We start from the raw sequence: 15,577 nt of genomic DNA, 5'->3' as shown, positions 1-15,577 counted from the left end.
ACCACCGGCTTGAGCACACCGCCGGTGGCGAACAGGATCGGTTGTGTAGCCAGACAAGTCGATGCCAACGGGCCATTGTGAAGGAGCGAGCTTCGTGCAGGACGTCATCTCGAGATCTGTTCTCGTACGCTGCGGCGACCGCTTGCCGGTCGTTGACAGCGCCTACCTCGACTGCGTGTCCGACACGCTCGCGCTGCTGCTCGCCGAGCGGGGAGTGGCCGACGTCCGCGCACCCTTCGCCGCCGACTGGCGCTTCGACCTGAGCCGCGGCGCGGACGGTCGCCTCGGCCCGGCCCTGCCGCCGGCCGGCCAGGACGAGCTGCTGGCCCAGCGGACCGGCTGGCGTCCGCGCTGGCAGCCCGCCGCCGAGGCGGGCGCCGACGCGCGGGCCTGGCACGCGAGGTTGAGCGCCGGCACGCCGCTGGCCGTCGTCGCCGACGCCTTCCACCTGCCGTGGCTGCCGTATCACGGGCACGAGCACATGGAGCACGGCTTCGTGGTCGAGGCCGTCGACGCCGGCGACGACCCGGTGGTGACGGTGGTCGACCCGTACGACAACGTCACCCAGTGGGGCCCGGCGGTGCCGACGCAGACCGCCATCGCGCTCAGCGACCTGGCCCCGGCGCTGCCCGGCGGCCGCTGGGGCTTCCTGGAGCCGGCGGGCGCTGCTCACCCGCGGCGGCCCGGCGAGGTGGTCCTCGACAACGCCCAGGCCATCGCCGAGGCCGCCCGTGACGGCCGCTACGAGCGTTTCATCGACCAGTACCGGGCGCTGACCGAGGCCGACCTCACCCACCTGGCGCTGCAGACGTGGCTGCTGCGGCGCAGCCGGGGCCTGCACCGGCTCTGGCTCGCCGGGCTGCGGCCCGGCACGGTCGCGGCCGCGACGGCCCAGCTGTTCGCCGGTGTCGAGGCCGCCTGGCAGCGGGCCGGCGAGAGCGCGTACGTGGCGCTGCGCCGGGTCAGCCGCGGCCGGACCGCGCCGCCGGCCGCCCTGGAGACGCTGCGAGCGGCCGCCGACGCCGAACTCGCCGCCGCCACCACCCTGCTCGAGCGGGAAAGCGAGCGATGATGTCGACCCACGACCGGACCCTGCTCGTGCACGACGCGGTGATCGAGGCCGCGCGCCGCACCCCCGACGACATCGCGCTGGTCGACGAGACCGGCGCAACCCTCACGTACCGGCAGGTCCAGGACCGGATCGAGGCGATCGCGCAGGCGATCGACGCCACCGGCCCCGGCCGGGCGCCGGTCGCCCTGCACAGCCGCAAGACGGCCGGCGCGATCCTCGCGATGCTGGGCGTGCTGCGCGCGGGCCGCGCCTACGTGCCGATCGACCCGTCCGCGCCGTTGCAGCGGCGCGCTTTCATCGTCGAACAGGCCGGCTGCACGCTGATGGTCGCCGACACCGCGGACGCGCCCGCCGGGCTCGGCCTGCCGCTGCTGGACGTCTCGGCCGGTCTGACCGACCCCGACCCGGCGTGGCGGGCGCCCGCTGTCGGCCTCGACGACACCGCCTACATCCTGTTCACCTCCGGGTCGACCGGGCTGCCCAAAGGTGTGGTCATCACGCACCGCAACGCGGCCGCCTTCGTCGCCTGGGCGGCGGCGGACCTGCCGCTGCGGCCCGGTGACCAGGTCGCGGTCCACGCGCCACTGCACTTCGACGTCTCCGTGTACGACATCTACGTCGGCCTGGCCGGCGGCGCGACCGTGCATCCGGTGCCCGAGCGGGTGGCCCTGTTCCCGGAAAGCCTGCGCGGTTTCCTCGCCGAGCGCCGGATCAGCCACCTGTACGCCGTGCCGTCGGCGCTGACCGCCCTGGTCCAGCGCTCCACGGTGACCGCCGGGTCGCTGCCCGGGCTCACCCAGATCCTCTACGCGGGTGAGGAGTTCCAGCCCAGCCCGCTGGCCGAGCTGATGGCGGCCGCACCGAACGCGACGGTCAGCAACCTGTACGGCCCGATCGAGACCAACGTCGTCACCGCCTGGACCCTGCCCGGGCCGCCCGAGCGCCGGGTCCCGCTGGGCCGGCCGATCGCCGATGTCGTGCTGGCCCTGCTCGCCGACGACGGCTCGGCCAGTCTCGAGGGCGCCGCGACCGGGGAGATCGTCGTGGCCGGCGACTGCGTCACCCCCGGCTACCTGAACCGGCCGGAGCTCAACGAGAAGGCATTCGTCCGGTTGAGCGCCGGCTCGCACGAACGGCGCTTCTACCGCACCGGCGATCTGGCTCGCCGCGACGAGCACGGGCTGCTGCAGATCCTCGGCCGGCGCGACTTCATGGTGAAGACCCGCGGATACCGGGTGGAGCTCGGCGACGTCGAAGCAGCCGTCGACGGCTGCCCCGAGGTGGCCGAGGTGGCGGTGGTCGCCGTGCCCGACGAGAAGATCACCCACAGCATCCACGCCGTCGTGATCGGCGCCGCCAAGTCCGACGAGCGGCAGCTCGGCGCCACGGTTCTCGCGCACTGCCGCGCGCACCTGCCGGCCTACATGGTTCCCGGCGCGGTGCACGTCGTGACCGACCTGCCACGGACGGCCTCCGGCAAGATCGCCCGCAGACAGCTGACCGACACGGTCGCCGCCGCGGTGACGGGAGCCCGCCGATGACCGCCGTCGCGCCGCGGCCGCTGCGCGCGCAGGTGCTCGACGCCGTCGCCGCCACCGTGCACGTGAGCCCGCAGCAGGTCCTGGCCGCGCCGACACTGTTCGACCTGCCCGGCTTCGACTCGCTGGCCATCGTCGCGGTGCTGGAGACCCTCGAGGACGACCTGGCCGTCGAGGTGCCGCCGGAACGGATCCTGCCCGACGCCTTCACCTCGATCGCCTCGCTGACCGCGCTGATCGAGGGCGCTCTGCCCGACCACCGCCGCCCCGCCGACCCGTCAGGAGACGACCGATGACCGCCCCCGTGCTGCTGCACGACCTGCTCGACCTCCGTGCGGCCGCCACACCGGAGGCGACCGCGCTGACCCGCTCGGAGCGTTCCTGGACCTACCGGCACCTCGCCGGCTGGTCCTGCGGCGCCGCGCGCTGGCTGGCCGCGGCCGGTGTCGGCCGCGGTGACCGCGTCCTGATCGTCGGCGCCAACGAGGCCGCCGTGGTCGCCCTCGCCTACGGCGCCTCGCGCATCGGCGCCGTGTTCGTCGTCGTCAGCGACCAGGTCTCGGAGTTCCATCTGCGGCACATCCTCGGTGACAGCGAGGCGCCGGTGGTGATCGCCAACGGCACCGCGTGGCCGGTGGCCTCGTCGATCGACGGGGCGCGTGCCTACCGGCTCGACGAGGTCGCCGAATACGCCATCGAGAACTCGTGGGCGTTCGAAGCCGGCGCCCCGGGTTCCGGCATCTCCAGCGATCCCGTCTGCTTCATCTACACCTCCGGCAGCACCGGGCTGCCCAAAGCGGTCGTCTCCACTCACCGGCAGGTGCTGTTCGCGGCCGCGGCGATCCAGTCGCGGCTGGGTTACCGCGCCGACGACACCGTCCTGTGCTGTCTGCCCCTCTCCTTCGACTACGGCCTCTACCAGGTGTTCCTGTCCACGATCGCCGGGGCGCGCCTGGTACTGGGCAACGACGCCGACGCCGGGCCGGCGCTCCTGAACCGGCTCGTCGACCAGGACGTCACCGTACTGCCGCTGGTGCCGAGCCTGGCCGTCACGCTGTGCCGGCTGGCCGCCCGCGGCGGACGTCAGCCCTCGCTGCTGCGAATGGTGACCAACACCGGCGCCGACCTGTCCGCCGGCCAGTGCGCCCGGCTGCGGGAGGCCATTCCCGGCCTGCAGGTGTTCGCCATGTTCGGGCTCACCGAGTGCAAGCGGGTCTCGATAGCCGAGCCCGATCTGGACCTGACCCGGCCCGGGTCGGTCGGGCGGCCGTTGCCGGACACCGAGGTGCTCATCCTCGACGAGGACGGGCGAGCCGTGCCCGCCGGTGAGCCGGGCGAACTGGTGGTACGCGGCCCGCACGTGATGGCCGGGTACTGGAAGTCGCCGGAGCTCAACGCCCGCCGTTACCGCCGCGACGCGTTCGGCACGCCGATGCTGTTCACCGGCGACCGGGCCAGGGTCGACGCCGACGGCTACCTGTACTTCCTGGGCCGCGACGACGACGTGTTCAAACAGCGCGGCGTACGGGTGAGCACCACCGAGATCGAGGCGGCGGCGCTGGACATCCCCGGCGTGGAGATGGCCGCGGCGCTGCCCGGACGCGACGGCCAGGACGCGCGGCTGGCCGTCTGCACCCGGTTGGAGCTGCCCGAGCTGACCGAGGCGCTCAAGGCGCGGCTCGGCGCTCAGAAGATGCCACCGACCGTGCGCGTCACCGAGCGGATCCCGCTCGGCGTCAACGGCAAGGTCGACAAGAAAGCCCTGGCCGCCGACTGGGACACTGCCGTATCCGTCGTCCCCGTCGCGGCGGGAGCGACGGCATGAACCTCACCGCGATCGCCGAGCAGTACGGCACCCCGGCCTACGTCTACGATCTGGCCGCGATCCGGGCCGCGCACACCGACCTGAGCGCGATGCTGCCCGGCCCGGCGAAGCTGTACTACTCGCTCAAGGCCAACCCGCACCCGCTCGTGGTCGGCCAGCTGCACCGGCTCGGCTGCCACGCCGAGGTCAGCTCGGCCGGTGAGATCGACGCCGCCCTGGCCGCCGGCGTGGACGCGCACCACATTCTGCTCACCGCGCCCGGCAAGAGTGCCGCCACCGTCTCGTACGCGCTGCGCCAGGGTGTGCGCCGGTTCTCGCTCGATTCGCCGGTGGACCTGCGGCGTGTGGCCTGGCTGGCCGAGCAGTCCGGCACCGACGTGCGGTGCCTGCTGCGCGTCAACGCCGACCAGCCGGTCGCCGGTCTCGGGCTCACGATGACCGGTGCGCCGTCGGCGTTCGGGGCCGACGCCTCCTGGATCGAGGCCGACCCGGCGCAGTTCCGCGGCGGCGGCCGGGTCCGCATCGAGGGCCTGCACCTGTACATGGGCACCAACATCGCCGACGAGGATGCGCTGATCGCCCAGTTCGACACCGCCGCGGCCACCGCACAGCGGCTCGGGCCGGTGCTGGGCGAGCTGATCGAGGTGGACCTCGGCGGCGGGTTCGGCGCACCGTACGCGCAGACGGGTTCGCGCCCGCTGTGGCCGTCGCTGCGCCCGCGTATCGAGCAGGTGCTCGACACGCGGCTGCCCGGCTGGCGCGACGCGCGCCCGGCGGTGGCCTTCGAGTCCGGCCGTTACCTGGCCGGCTCCAGCGGTTCGCTGCTGTGCGGCGTGGTCGACGTGAAGACGTCCAAGGGCAAGACCTTCGTCGTCCTGGACACCGGCATCAACCACCTCGGCGGCATGGCCGGGCTGCGACGGCTGCCGCCGCTGCGTCCCGCGCTGGCCGTGACCGGCCCGGACGACGGGCGCCCGACGACGCGCACGACCGTGGTCGGCCCGCTCTGCACACCGCTGGACACCTTCGTGCGCGACGCCGACTTCCCCGAGGTCCACCCGGGTGAGCTGCTGGCCGTCCCGAACGTCGGCGCCTACGGCCTGACCGCCAGCCTGCTCGGTTTCCTCGGTCATCCCGCCCCGGTCGAGGTCGTCTGTGACGGCGACACCGTCCTGGACGTCTCCCACCTCGTCCTGGCTCGCGAGCCCGGCCCCTACGACCCCGCTGTGACCGCCGCTGATCCCGCCGTCGGTTCCCTCGTCTGACCCCCTCTCCCGAAAGGTCTCGTCATGAACCCGATCGTCGAAGACGTCCTGCGCCGCCACCTCACCTACCTGCCCGCCGGCGCGCCGCTGGACCCCGGCGCCGACCTCAAGGACCTCGGCCTGGACTCGATGAAGGCGGTGGAGCTGGTCTTCGACCTGGAGGACGAGCTCGGCGTCGCCCTGCCGGACGAGATGATGAACGCCAAGACGTTCAGCACCGCCGGCGACCTCGAAGCCGCGCTCGGCGTCGGCGACCAGCTCCCGGTGCAGTAACCATGAGCGTCGACACCACGGCCGCACCGGCGGCCACGACGAGCCCGCGCGAGCGCGCCGAAGCGGTGCTGCCGGTGCTGCGCGAACACGCCCGGGCCGTCGACACCGAGGCCCGGTTCCCCACCGAGGCGCTGACCGCGCTGCGCGGCAGCGGCCTGCTGGGCCTGCTGGTGCCGGACGAGTACGGCGGCCTCGGCGGCGATCTGCACGATCTCGCGCAGATCGCGGACCTGCTCGGCGGCGCCTGCCTGTCCACGGCGATGATCTGGGCGATGCACTGCCAGCAGGTGGCGGCGATCGTCGAGTTCGCCGGCCCGCAGCTGCGTGCCGGCCTGCTGCCGCAGATCGCGCGGGGCGAGGTCTACATCGCGTCGGTCACCAGCGAGAAAGGCAAGGGTGGGCACCTGCTCAGTGCCCAGGACGCGCTGGAACGCAGCGACGAGCGGCTGCACCTGCACCGGGACGCGCCGATCGTCACCGGCGGTCTGCACGCCGACGGTTTCCTGATCACCATGCGTGATCTGCCCGACGCGCCGGCCGGCAAGGTCTCGCTGGTGTACGCGCCGCGGGCCGCCCTGAACCTCACCACCAGCGGCTCCTGGAACCCGTTGGGCATGCGCGGCACGCACAGCATCGCCATGGTCCTGGACGCGACCCTCGATCCGACCGCCATCGTCGGCGAGCCGGGCGGTTTCCAGCAGGTCGCGGTGCGCACGTTCGCGCCCGTCGGGCACGTCGCGTGGGCGGCGTGCTGGCTGGGCGCGGCCCGCGGCGCGCTGCGCGACGTGCTGCACCTGGTCCGCAGCCCGGCCGGCCGCAAGCAGTTCTCGCTCGACTCGGAACTGCTGCGGGCCCGGGTCGCCCGGGCGCGGATGGACCTGGACACGATGGCCGCGCTGCTGGCCCAGTGCATCAGCGATGCCCGCGACACCGCGTCCGTCGAGGAGATCCCGGTCCAGCTGCGGCTCAACGCACTCAAGGTGTACACCGCCGAGCGCAGCTTCGCGGTGGTGAACACGTTGACCGAGATCGTCGGGCTGCGGCACGGCTACATGCGCGACGCGCCGCTGGGACTGGAGCGGGTACTGCGCGACCTGCGCTCGGCCAGCCTCAACTACGCCAACGACCGCCTGATCGCGGCCAACGGGGCGATGGCTCTGCTCGACAACGGGGTCCACCTTGCGTACTGAATCGGCTCTCTGCTCCTTCGTCGACGTAGTCGACGGGTTGGCGCCGGTCGCGATCGCGGTCCGGCAGGGCGCCTGGCCGCTCGCCCCGGACCTGGTCGCACCGGCCGAACGGGCCGAGGCCGCCGCCATGGGCCGCGACCGCGGCGAGGAATTCCTGCGCGGCCGGGCCCTGCTGCGCGAACTGGCGGCCGACGTGCTCGGCCGGGCGCCGGAGACGATCCGGGTGCGGGTCGCGGCCACCGGGGCGATCTCGCTCGCCGGGCACGACGCCGGGGTGTCGATCTCGCACACCCGGCGGCACACCGCGGTCGCCGTGTGGCCGGCCGGGCGGGTCGGCGTCGACGTCGAGGAACCGCCCGAGCAGGTCAGCGCCCCCCTGCTGCGCCGCTGCTGCGGGCCGTGGGCCGAACAGATCGCCGCCCTGCCGAGCCTCGACCGCAGCACCGCGTTCGCCCGGGTGTGGACGGTCCAGGAGGCCTGCGTCAAGGTGACCGGCCTCGGTCTGGCCGGCGCGCCGTGGCGCATCCCGGTTTCTCCGTGGTCGTCCCGTGGCCGCTGGGGCGCGGTGCGCTGGACCACCCACCACGCAGCGGTGCCCGCGGCGCTGGCCGTCGCCGCCGCACCACATCACCTCGACGCCGGAAACTGAACAGGAGACGCCGTGACCATCCCGACCCACTGGTACAACATCCTCGCCGACCTCGACTTCGAGCTGCCGCCGGACGTCGCCGCGCCGGGGGTGCCCGGCAAGCAGGGCATCGACCCGCAACTGCCGCTCGGGCTGATCCGCCAGGAGCTGTCACGCCAGCCCCTGATCGCCATCCCGGACGAGGTGCGCAGCCGTTACCACCAGTGGCGGCCCACCATGCTGCGCCGGGCGACCAGCCTGGAGAAGGCGCTCGGCACCGGCGCGCAGATCTACTTCAAGTACGAGGGTGGCAACCTCACCGGCAGTCACAAGCTCAACACGGCCCTGGCGCAGGCGTACTACTACAAGGCCGCCGGCGCGAAGAAACTGATCGTGGCCACCGGCGCCGGCCAGTGGGGCACCGCGGTAGCCGCCGCGTGCCAGGCGTTCGGTCTGCAGTGCCAGGTGTTCATGGTGCGCAGCAGTCTGGAGGGCAAACCGTACCGGCGGACCCTGATGGAGTTGCTGGGCGCCACCGTGACCGCCAGCCCGAGCACCGGCACCGCGATCGGCCGCCGTTTCCTGGCCGAAGGCGACAAGGGCGGCACGCTCTCGATCGCGCTCGGCGAGGCCCTGGAGGCCGCCGGCGAGCCCGGCGTCCGGTTCTGCGCGGGCAGCGGTGAGACGTACTCGCTGCTGCACCAGACGGTCATCGGCCTGGAGAGCGGCGAGGAGATGAAGGCACAGGGGGCCTGGCCGGACGTGGTGATCGCCGGGCTCGGCGCGGGCAGCAACTTCGGCGGCATGGCGTTCCCGTTCCTGCGCGAGAACCTGACCGCGGGCGGCCGGATCCGCGCGGTGTCGGTCGAGCCGGCCGCCTGCCCGAAGTTGACCCGCGGGCGCTACGCCTACGACTTCACCGACAGCTCCGAGCAGACGCCCATGCAGAAGATGTACACGCTGGGCTACAAGTTCACCCCGCCGGCCATGCACGCCGGCGGCCTGCGCTACCACGGCACCGCGAAGATCATCAGTGCGCTCTACGACCGGGGCCTGATCGAGGCCGCCGCCTACCAGCAGCGCGACATCTTCGCCTCGGCCCAGCTGTTCACCGCCCACGAGGGCATCGTCCCGGCACCGGAGAGCGCGCACGCGGTGCACGGCGCGATCGTCGAGGCCCGGCGCGCCGACGAGCGCGGCGAGCACCCGACGATCCTGTTCGCCCTCAGCGGTCACGGGCTGTTCGACATGGGCGCCTACCGCGCGTTCATGGACGGCCAGATGCCCGAGGAGATCATCCCGTCCGAGGCCATCGAGTCGTCGCTGGCCCAGCTTCCGCCGCAGCCCGACGCGGCCACCCTGCAGACCGTGGCCTCGTAGGCCCCGCCGGCGAAGGAGAAAACCGATGACCCTGATGACCGCCCTGCCCATGGCCGACGCGACCGGCCCCTGCTCGGGAACGGCGTTTCGCGCCTTCATGAGCCACTGGCCGACCGGCGTCAGCGTCGTGACGACCACCGACGGCGAACAGCCGGCCGGCTGCACCGCCAACGCGGTGATGTCGGTTTCGCTGGAGCCCGCGCTGCTGGTCGTGGCGCTCGGCACGGCCAGCCGTACGCTCGCGGCGGTCCGGGACTCGGGCCGTTTCGCGCTCAATTTCCTCACCGGCGACCAGCAGCACCTGTGCCGACGATTCGCCACCGCGAGCAATGCCGATCGGTTCCAGCAGACGCCGTATCACTGGCGTCACGGCGTGCCGGTGCTCGACGAGGTCGGCGCGGCCACCGTGTGCCGCGTGCACGACCTGACCGAGTGCGGCGATCACGTACTGGTCGTCGGCGCGCCGTTCTGGCAGGGGGCCGGCGAGCAGGCCAATCCGCTGGTCTTCTACCAGAAGGCGTACCACGACCTGACCCGGCGATGAGCTCACGGCCGTGGACTGGCACGCGCGCCGGTGTCAGTCCACGGTGAGCTGTTCCTGGATGACCTTGCCGGCGGCGCTCACCACGGCCACGATCGCCGGGTGGTGGGTACGGTTGCGCCGCCAGGTGACCTGCGTGTACGTGTCGAACGGCGGATCCCAGGCCAGCCGGTGCAGCGTGCCCGCGCTCAGCTCCGGCTCCAGGGCCACGGCCGGCAGCAGCGCCATCCCGATGCCGTTGGCCACGCTGCGTTTGGCCGCGTCGATCGAGCCCAGGTTGAGTCCCCGCCGGCCCTGCCGGTGCGGCGGGTGCCCCAGCGCGTCGACGAACAACGAGTGGTACGTCTGGTGGTTCTCGCTGCGCACCAGGGTGGTCTGCTGCAGGTCGTTGACCGTGACCGTGTCGCGCTCGGCCAGCGGGTGCCCGGCACCGACCACCAGTGCCAGCGGCTCCACGCACAGGGTCTCGGTGACCAGGTCGTCCTCGGTGCGCGGGCAGTCGATGAAGAACGCGCAGTCCAGCCGCCCGTCGCGGACCCGGCTGATCGCGTCGCTGCTGTCGACCGACTGCACGGAAACCTCGATCATCGGGTACCGCATGTAGATGTGCTCGATCAGCGGCAGCAGCCGGTGGCTGGTCAGACTCTCGACCGAGCCCACGTTGAGCAGCCCGTGCGGCTCCCCGTGGGCCCGCACCGCTTCACGCGCCCGCGACGTCAGGCCGACGATCTCGCGGGCGTACGGCACCAGCGCCCAGCCCGCTTCGGTGGGTCGCACGCCCTGCGGCAGGCGTTCGAGCAGGGGCACGCCCAGAACCCGTTCGAGCGCTTTGATCCGGTTGGTGATGCTGGGCTGCGCGACGCCCAGGTGGGCCGCGGCCCGGGTGAAACTACCGACTTCGACGATTTCCAGGAAGGCTTCCAGCTGCGGTGTGTCCACGATCGGTCAGCGGCGTGGCCCGGCCGGCGGGGCGGACTTGCGGCGTAGCCGGCGCCGCTCGTTCTGGTCCAGCCCGCCCCAGACCCCTGACTCGTCGGCGGCCATCGCCCAGGCCAGGCAGCTGGTGCGGGCCCGGCACTCCCCGCAGACGGCTTTGGCCGCCAGCACGCTGCGCTGATCGGGGGTGGCCTTCGCGGCGGCCGCGAACAGGTCGGCGCTGATGGCGACGCAGGCGGCGTTGTTCCACAGACTCATGGTGAATCCCAGTCTTCGCTGATACCGCGCGCGGCGAACCACGCTCCGGTATGTGATCACGGCACTACGCTTCGCGTAAATCCGTACCCGCCTGACCGCGCCCATAACCTGGTTCATCGGAAGCTCTAAATGTCATGAATCGAATGACACAGTTCCGATAAAGTGTTAACAATCGCCCTCCTATTCACGGATAACGGGCAATCCGGCCGACGCCAGTGTGTCGAGTTGCGACTGCGCGTCCCGCCTGTTCTCAGCAGCGCGGGTGAGCCCGGCCGGCATCTGCCCGTCGAGGATTCTGCGAATGCCGATCGCCAACGGCAACGACACGCATCGGGCCATCGCGCTCTCCCGCTCGTCACCGGCGACATCGAGAGCGAATCGCCCCGAGAATTCGCCGCCGCCGTCCGCGGTCACCGTCAGGCCGACGATGAGCACGACCCGGTCGAGATCTTGCGGACCGGCCGGGAACTCGGCCGCGAGTTTGTCGGCCATCGCGTCGATCGCCTCGTCGCCTCCGGCACGCAACTGCTCGAAGACCGGCTGCCAGGCGTCGCGCCACCCGTCCAGGCGCAGTGTGCCCCGGATGAACTCGTCGGCGCGCCAACTCTGCGGCAGGCCGTACTGGGCGACGAACGGCAGGCTGTCGCGGTTGGGGTAGACCTCGAAGCTCTCCCGCCCTTGACGCAACGTCCGGGTGTGCTCCCACGGTCGCGGCGCCCGGCGAACCTCGCCCGCGCTGATGTAACGCGCCGGCTCCCGCAGCGCGTGCAGCACGCCGCGCGGCGCCCAGCTGAACCGGTAGCGAAACGCGTTGGCCGTGACCGGGATGCCACCGCAGTAGGAGGTGAACCGCACCATGGCCGGCCCGTCACCCACGGCGGCCACGGCCTCGTCGACCAGCACGTGCGCCATCAGGTGATCGATGCCCGGATCCAGCCCGTCCTCGGCCAGCACCACCAGGCCACGATCACGCGATCGGGCGGCGATCCGCTCCAGTTCCGGCGACAGATAACTGGTGCAGGCGAAGTGCGCGCCGGCGCGCGAAGCGAGCTCGGCCAGGCCGGGATGCTCGGTGGCCGGCAGCATCGACACGACCACGTCACCCGGGCCGACAGCCCCCTGCAGCGCACGCCCGGACAACTCCGCGGTCCCGACCCGGCCGGACAGTCCCAGCCGGTCGGCGCAGGCTGCCGCCTTGGCCTCGGTGCGCCCCCAGATGACCGTCTCACGGGCCGTGTCGGCGACCAGGCCCAGGCCGCTGCCGGTCGACAGGCCGGTGCCGATCCAGTGCACCGTGCCACTGCGCGTCAGTTCAGACATGGGAGACCTCCGCGGTGACGGTGTCGCGAGCGGACACGAAACGGGAGCGGCACCGATGCCAGACCTCGTCCGACGTGTCCAAGCGCGCCAGCAGCGGAGTCAGGTCCGCCGAGAACGCCGCGCTCGCCTCACGCGGCAGCAGAGAGGGCAGGTTGTCGATGCCGATGACGTCCAACGGGGCGTGCGGGGTGCCGGCGTCCACCACGGGCGCCGCCCAGGAGGTCGTCTCGGCGTAGACCGGGATCAGATGATGCGGCGAGCCGACGTCGCAGGTGACATCGGCGATGACGGACAGCCGCCGCGAGGCGTCGACGACGTCGGCGTCGGTGACGAACGGCTCGGCCGGCGCGTTCACCAGCACGGCGTTGACCAGCAGGTCGTGCGCCCGGATCGCGACCCGGTCCAGGTCGCGGGTCTCGGCCAGATCCCATCCGGTGACCTCCACCCCGGCCGCCCGCAGGGCGTCGCCGGCGCCGCTGCCGCACCGGCCGAGCGCACCGATGACCAGCCCGCGCAACGGCGCGTCGCCGGGCCGGCGTTCCAGCGCCGCGTCGAGCGCCGCCCTGGCCGTCGGCGTGAGCGGCACCGGCAGCCGGCCGCGACGGTGCAGCACCGCCAGGCTCGCGCCCACATAGCCCGCCCAGTAGCCGAACGCGGCCAGCCGGCGGCCCGCGACATCGGTCAGATACTCCAGGTCGAGAATCGTGCCGCCGCCCGCGGCGAAGCGGCCCAGCAGCTCAGCAGCCCCCGGCTGCCCCTTGAACGAGTGACTGAAGAAAATGTGCGTGTGCCGCAGCGCCGCCGGTTCCGGCGGCAGTTCCTTGATCCCCAGGACGAACGTGTCCACCGACGCGCTCGGCCAGGTCCCGGCCGGCACGATCGTGGCTCCGGCCGCCGCGTACTCACCGGCCGGGAACAGCCGGTGCGGCGAGTCCTCCACGACCAGTTCGCACCCGCGGGCGACCAGGTTCGCCGCGTCGGCCGGGACGATCGGGGCCCGGTGCTCGGTGGCCCGTTGCTCACTGCGCATCCAGATGCGAGGGACCGGTGACATGGCGCTCCTTAGCAGAATGAGGGTGGCTTACGCTCAGGTCCAGGCACGGCGGGCGGCCATCACACCGGCTTGGAAGCGGCTCGACGCGCCGAGGCGCAGCACGATCTCGGAGATCTTGCGGCGCACGGTGCGCACCGATACCCCGAGGCGTTTGGCGACGGCCTCGTCCTTCCAGCCGATGCTCAGCAGTTGCAGCAGCAGGCGCTCCTCGGCGGTGATCTCACCGTCCGGGTCGTCGCTCTTGAGCAGGGCAGCGGCGTCACGCGCGTACGCCCAGCCGAGCTCGAACAGGTCGTAGAGGGTGCCGGCCAGACCGCTCTCGCGGATCAGGAAATGCTGGTGGCCGCCGGGACGCCGCTGGTCGGTGACCACCGCACAGCAGCGGTCCACGACGGTCATGTTCAGGCCGATCCCGTCGGCGACGCGGACCTCCATGCCGGCGTCGATCTCATCGCCGACCGCACGGCGCAGATCGGGGTCGGTCAGCTGGGCCGACGGATACAGCAGCTTGACGCTCACCCCGCGCTGAGCGGCCCGCGACTCGCCGGTGACCGGCGTGCGGCGCCCTTCGGCGAACGGCACCGGCGCGCAGCGCATCACCTCCGCCCGAGCGCCGGCCAGCAGTTCCTCGGTGAGCATGATCGCCGCTTCCGGATTGCGCAGCCGCTCGACCTGGCAGCGTGCGGTGACCGGGCCCAGCAGCTGGGCGTTGAGCCACTGGGTCATCTCGGCCTGGAACAGGCTCACCTGCCGCCTGTGGCGTGCGTGCTTGATCTCCAGGTCCGCGCGCAACCGCTCGGCCACCGCCGAGGGGCCGGCCGGCGACGGCCGAATCTCGCCGTGCACCCGGCGCAGCAGCTGGCAGGCGATCAGCCGTTCGCGGCTGTTCTCCACCTCCGCCTCCGCCAGCCCGGTTCCCTTGGCCACCTGAGCCGGTGCCGACCCCGGATTGCTCAGCTCGTAACGGTAGACGGCCTCGTCCGACTTTCCCAGCCCCAGCATGTCCCACATCGGCGGTTACTCCCGCGCCAGGCTGAGCGGTGGGCCGAGCGTCAGTCCGGCCAGCAGAGTGTCGGCCGAGTCGGCGACCGTCTCCAGGACCAGTTCGGTGACACCGCCGCCGACGCCCCAGATCGCGCCCGGCCCGAGCAGCCGCTGCGCCCCGCCGAGGGCGAAGCCGTCGGCGCCCTGCAGATGTGCGCATTCGCGGAGAACCCGCTCGACCGTGGCCGCGGCGCCGGCTTTGAGCAGGGCCGCCGCGGTGGCGTCGTGGCGCGCGGCCACCGCCTCCCCGAGCTGTCCGGTCAGCGCGTCCAGCTGTTTGACCGACACCAGGCATTCGCCGAAGCGCTGGCGCACGCTGCCGCGATGCCACAGCGTCTGATCCCGGTAGGCGCGTGCCTGCAGGCGGCGCTTGGTGTCGGCCATGACCCGGCGGCACAGCGCCACCCCCCACAGCGCGCCGGCCAGCCGCTCCACGGCGATGTGCCGGGCGAACATGCCCAGCCCGCGGCCGACCCGTCCGACCAGGTACGCGCGGGAGAGCCGCACCTGATCGAATCGCACGTGGCCGGTCCCGGAACCGTCGAAAAGGTCGGTGTCGGCCGCGCTGACCTGCACACCGGGTGCTCCCGCCGGCACCAGGACCCAGGTGAAACTGGTGAAGTGCCGGCCTGCGCTCGTACGGGCCAGCACCAGGAACGCGTCCGCATGGGTGGCGTTGGTGATCCAGCGCTTCGCACCGGTCACCCGCAGCTGCTCGCCGTCGACGGCCAGTTCGGTGCCCAGACCGGTCAGATCGCTGCCGGCGTTGTCGTCGGTGGCGGCCAGCGCGACGACCGCGCCGCGACCGACCACCTCGTCCAGCAACTCGTGCGCCGGGGGCCCACCGGTGGCAAGCAGCGGAAGACCGGAGGCCAGCTGCACGCAGACCGAGAGAGTGACGCCTATCGGTGCGTGCTCGTCCACTCCGGCCAGCAGAGCGCCCAGCGCGAGCGGGTCGACGCCGTTGCCCGGATCGCCGCCGCGATAGACCGGTGCGATGAGCCGCGCCTGGGCCAGCGATTGCCACATCCGGGCGCCGTCACCGCCGGGGCCGGCGCCGTCGAGCAGCACGCCCGGCGCGCTCACACCACCCTCCCGAGTACGCGCATAAACGCCCTCCTTGCTGCACCGATGTTTTTTGAGCGCACACTCGAAAAAGAATAGGATTTGACGTCTATCACTGTGCCAGCCTACGAACGCCCACCCTCGCATTGTCAACCAAAAGCGCGGCCGTAGCTATAGCGAAAATCGAT

16 protein-coding genes are annotated in these 15,577 nt (G+C 72.2%); 10 read left to right on the top strand and 6 right to left on the bottom strand.

The window, feature by feature from the left end; genetic code table 11:
* The first annotated feature begins 94 nt into the window (after positions 1 to 94).
* The 10 genes from ACH442_RS35115 to ACH442_RS35070 are packed head-to-tail and all read left to right on the top strand — an operon-like array spanning position 95 to position 9,715.
* Positions 95 to 1,072 carry a hypothetical protein gene (locus tag ACH442_RS35115; RefSeq protein WP_396342374.1) on the top strand — a complete coding sequence of 326 codons (978 nt, stop codon included), beginning with the start codon at positions 95 to 97 and terminating at the stop codon, positions 1,070 to 1,072.
* Positions 1,069 to 2,613 carry an amino acid adenylation domain-containing protein gene (locus tag ACH442_RS35110; RefSeq protein WP_396342373.1) on the top strand — a complete coding sequence of 515 codons (1,545 nt, stop codon included), beginning with the start codon at positions 1,069 to 1,071 and terminating at the stop codon, positions 2,611 to 2,613. The genes ACH442_RS35115 and ACH442_RS35110 overlap by 4 nt, the downstream gene beginning before the upstream one ends.
* Positions 2,610 to 2,906 carry an acyl carrier protein gene (locus ACH442_RS35105; RefSeq protein ID WP_396342372.1) on the top strand — a complete coding sequence of 99 codons (297 nt, stop codon included), beginning with the start codon at positions 2,610 to 2,612 and terminating at the stop codon, positions 2,904 to 2,906. The genes ACH442_RS35110 and ACH442_RS35105 overlap by 4 nt, the downstream gene beginning before the upstream one ends.
* Positions 2,903 to 4,435, top strand: coding sequence for a class I adenylate-forming enzyme family protein (locus ACH442_RS35100; RefSeq protein ID WP_396342371.1), 1,533 nt, complete (start codon positions 2,903 to 2,905; stop codon positions 4,433 to 4,435). The genes ACH442_RS35105 and ACH442_RS35100 overlap by 4 nt, the downstream gene beginning before the upstream one ends.
* The gene (locus ACH442_RS35095) at positions 4,432 to 5,700 is read left to right on the top strand and encodes a type III PLP-dependent enzyme (RefSeq protein WP_396342370.1); all 1,269 of its coding nucleotides are present in this window, start codon (positions 4,432 to 4,434) and stop codon (positions 5,698 to 5,700) included. Before ACH442_RS35100 ends, ACH442_RS35095 begins: the two co-directional genes overlap by 4 nt.
* A 24-nt stretch (positions 5,701 to 5,724) precedes the next feature.
* Positions 5,725 to 5,973 (top strand): phosphopantetheine-binding protein, encoded by a 249-nt coding sequence (locus ACH442_RS35090; RefSeq protein ID WP_396342369.1) that lies wholly within the window; start codon positions 5,725 to 5,727, stop codon positions 5,971 to 5,973.
* Between the two features lie 2 nt (positions 5,974 to 5,975).
* Complete coding sequence (locus ACH442_RS35085; RefSeq protein WP_396342368.1) at positions 5,976 to 7,163, top strand: acyl-CoA dehydrogenase family protein; 1,188 nt, start codon at positions 5,976 to 5,978, stop codon at positions 7,161 to 7,163.
* Positions 7,153 to 7,812 carry a 4'-phosphopantetheinyl transferase family protein gene (locus tag ACH442_RS35080; RefSeq protein WP_396342367.1) on the top strand — a complete coding sequence of 220 codons (660 nt, stop codon included), beginning with the start codon at positions 7,153 to 7,155 and terminating at the stop codon, positions 7,810 to 7,812. The genes ACH442_RS35085 and ACH442_RS35080 overlap by 11 nt, the downstream gene beginning before the upstream one ends.
* Positions 7,813 to 7,824: 12 nt before the next feature.
* On the top strand, positions 7,825 to 9,171 hold the full coding sequence (locus ACH442_RS35075; protein WP_396342366.1) for a TrpB-like pyridoxal phosphate-dependent enzyme: 1,347 nt from the start codon (positions 7,825 to 7,827) through the stop codon (positions 9,169 to 9,171).
* 25 nt (positions 9,172 to 9,196) lie between these two features.
* Positions 9,197 to 9,715: a flavin reductase family protein gene (locus ACH442_RS35070; protein WP_396342365.1), complete on the top strand. Its 519-nt coding sequence runs from the start codon at positions 9,197 to 9,199 to the stop codon at positions 9,713 to 9,715.
* A gap of 33 nt (positions 9,716 to 9,748) precedes the next feature.
* Here the strand turns inward: ACH442_RS35070 and ACH442_RS35065 are convergent, their stop codons facing one another.
* The 6 genes from ACH442_RS35065 to ACH442_RS35040 all read right to left on the bottom strand — a co-directional run bounded on the left by ACH442_RS35065 (position 9,749) and on the right by ACH442_RS35040 (position 15,410).
* Positions 9,749 to 10,651 (bottom strand): LysR family transcriptional regulator, encoded by a 903-nt coding sequence (locus tag ACH442_RS35065; RefSeq protein WP_396342364.1) that lies wholly within the window; start codon positions 10,649 to 10,651, stop codon positions 9,749 to 9,751.
* A 6-nt stretch (positions 10,652 to 10,657) separates the two neighbouring features.
* The gene (locus tag ACH442_RS35060) at positions 10,658 to 10,906 is read right to left on the bottom strand and encodes a WhiB family transcriptional regulator (protein WP_396342363.1); all 249 of its coding nucleotides are present in this window, start codon (positions 10,904 to 10,906) and stop codon (positions 10,658 to 10,660) included.
* A gap of 180 nt (positions 10,907 to 11,086) precedes the next feature.
* Complete coding sequence (locus ACH442_RS35055) at positions 11,087 to 12,226, bottom strand: saccharopine dehydrogenase family protein (RefSeq protein WP_396342362.1); 1,140 nt, start codon at positions 12,224 to 12,226, stop codon at positions 11,087 to 11,089.
* Positions 12,219 to 13,280 carry a saccharopine dehydrogenase gene (locus ACH442_RS35050; RefSeq protein ID WP_396342361.1) on the bottom strand — a complete coding sequence of 354 codons (1,062 nt, stop codon included), beginning with the start codon at positions 13,278 to 13,280 and terminating at the stop codon, positions 12,219 to 12,221. The genes ACH442_RS35055 and ACH442_RS35050 overlap by 8 nt, the downstream gene beginning before the upstream one ends.
* 33 nt (positions 13,281 to 13,313) lie before the next feature.
* Positions 13,314 to 14,291: a LuxR C-terminal-related transcriptional regulator gene (locus ACH442_RS35045; protein WP_396342360.1), complete on the bottom strand. Its 978-nt coding sequence runs from the start codon at positions 14,289 to 14,291 to the stop codon at positions 13,314 to 13,316.
* Between the two features lie 6 nt (positions 14,292 to 14,297).
* Complete coding sequence (locus ACH442_RS35040) at positions 14,298 to 15,410, bottom strand: acyl-CoA dehydrogenase (protein ID WP_396342359.1); 1,113 nt, start codon at positions 15,408 to 15,410, stop codon at positions 14,298 to 14,300.
* Between the last annotated feature and the right edge of the window lie 167 nt (positions 15,411 to 15,577).

This window comes from Actinoplanes sp. NPDC020271 (assembly GCF_044388125.1).
Classification (GTDB): domain Bacteria; phylum Actinomycetota; class Actinomycetes; order Mycobacteriales; family Micromonosporaceae; genus Actinoplanes.
Note: the sequence above shows the minus strand (reverse complement) of the source record. Positions and strands in the feature narration are given on the sequence as shown.

Coding starts and splice junctions, on each gene's coding strand:
- ACH442_RS35110 (WP_396342373.1), top strand. CDS start 1,069: ATGATGTCGACCCACGACCGGACCCTGCTCGTGCACGACGCGGTGATC.
- ACH442_RS35105 (WP_396342372.1), top strand. CDS start 2,610: ATGACCGCCGTCGCGCCGCGGCCGCTGCGCGCGCAGGTGCTCGACGCC.
- ACH442_RS35100 (WP_396342371.1), top strand. CDS start 2,903: ATGACCGCCCCCGTGCTGCTGCACGACCTGCTCGACCTCCGTGCGGCC.
- ACH442_RS35095 (WP_396342370.1), top strand. CDS start 4,432: ATGAACCTCACCGCGATCGCCGAGCAGTACGGCACCCCGGCCTACGTC.
- ACH442_RS35090 (WP_396342369.1), top strand. CDS start 5,725: ATGAACCCGATCGTCGAAGACGTCCTGCGCCGCCACCTCACCTACCTG.
- ACH442_RS35085 (WP_396342368.1), top strand. CDS start 5,976: ATGAGCGTCGACACCACGGCCGCACCGGCGGCCACGACGAGCCCGCGC.
- ACH442_RS35070 (WP_396342365.1), top strand. CDS start 9,197: ATGACCCTGATGACCGCCCTGCCCATGGCCGACGCGACCGGCCCCTGC.
- ACH442_RS35060 (WP_396342363.1), bottom strand. CDS start 10,906: ATGAGTCTGTGGAACAACGCCGCCTGCGTCGCCATCAGCGCCGACCTG.
- ACH442_RS35055 (WP_396342362.1), bottom strand. CDS start 12,226: ATGTCTGAACTGACGCGCAGTGGCACGGTGCACTGGATCGGCACCGGC.
- ACH442_RS35050 (WP_396342361.1), bottom strand. CDS start 13,280: ATGTCACCGGTCCCTCGCATCTGGATGCGCAGTGAGCAACGGGCCACC.
- ACH442_RS35045 (WP_396342360.1), bottom strand. CDS start 14,291: ATGTGGGACATGCTGGGGCTGGGAAAGTCGGACGAGGCCGTCTACCGT.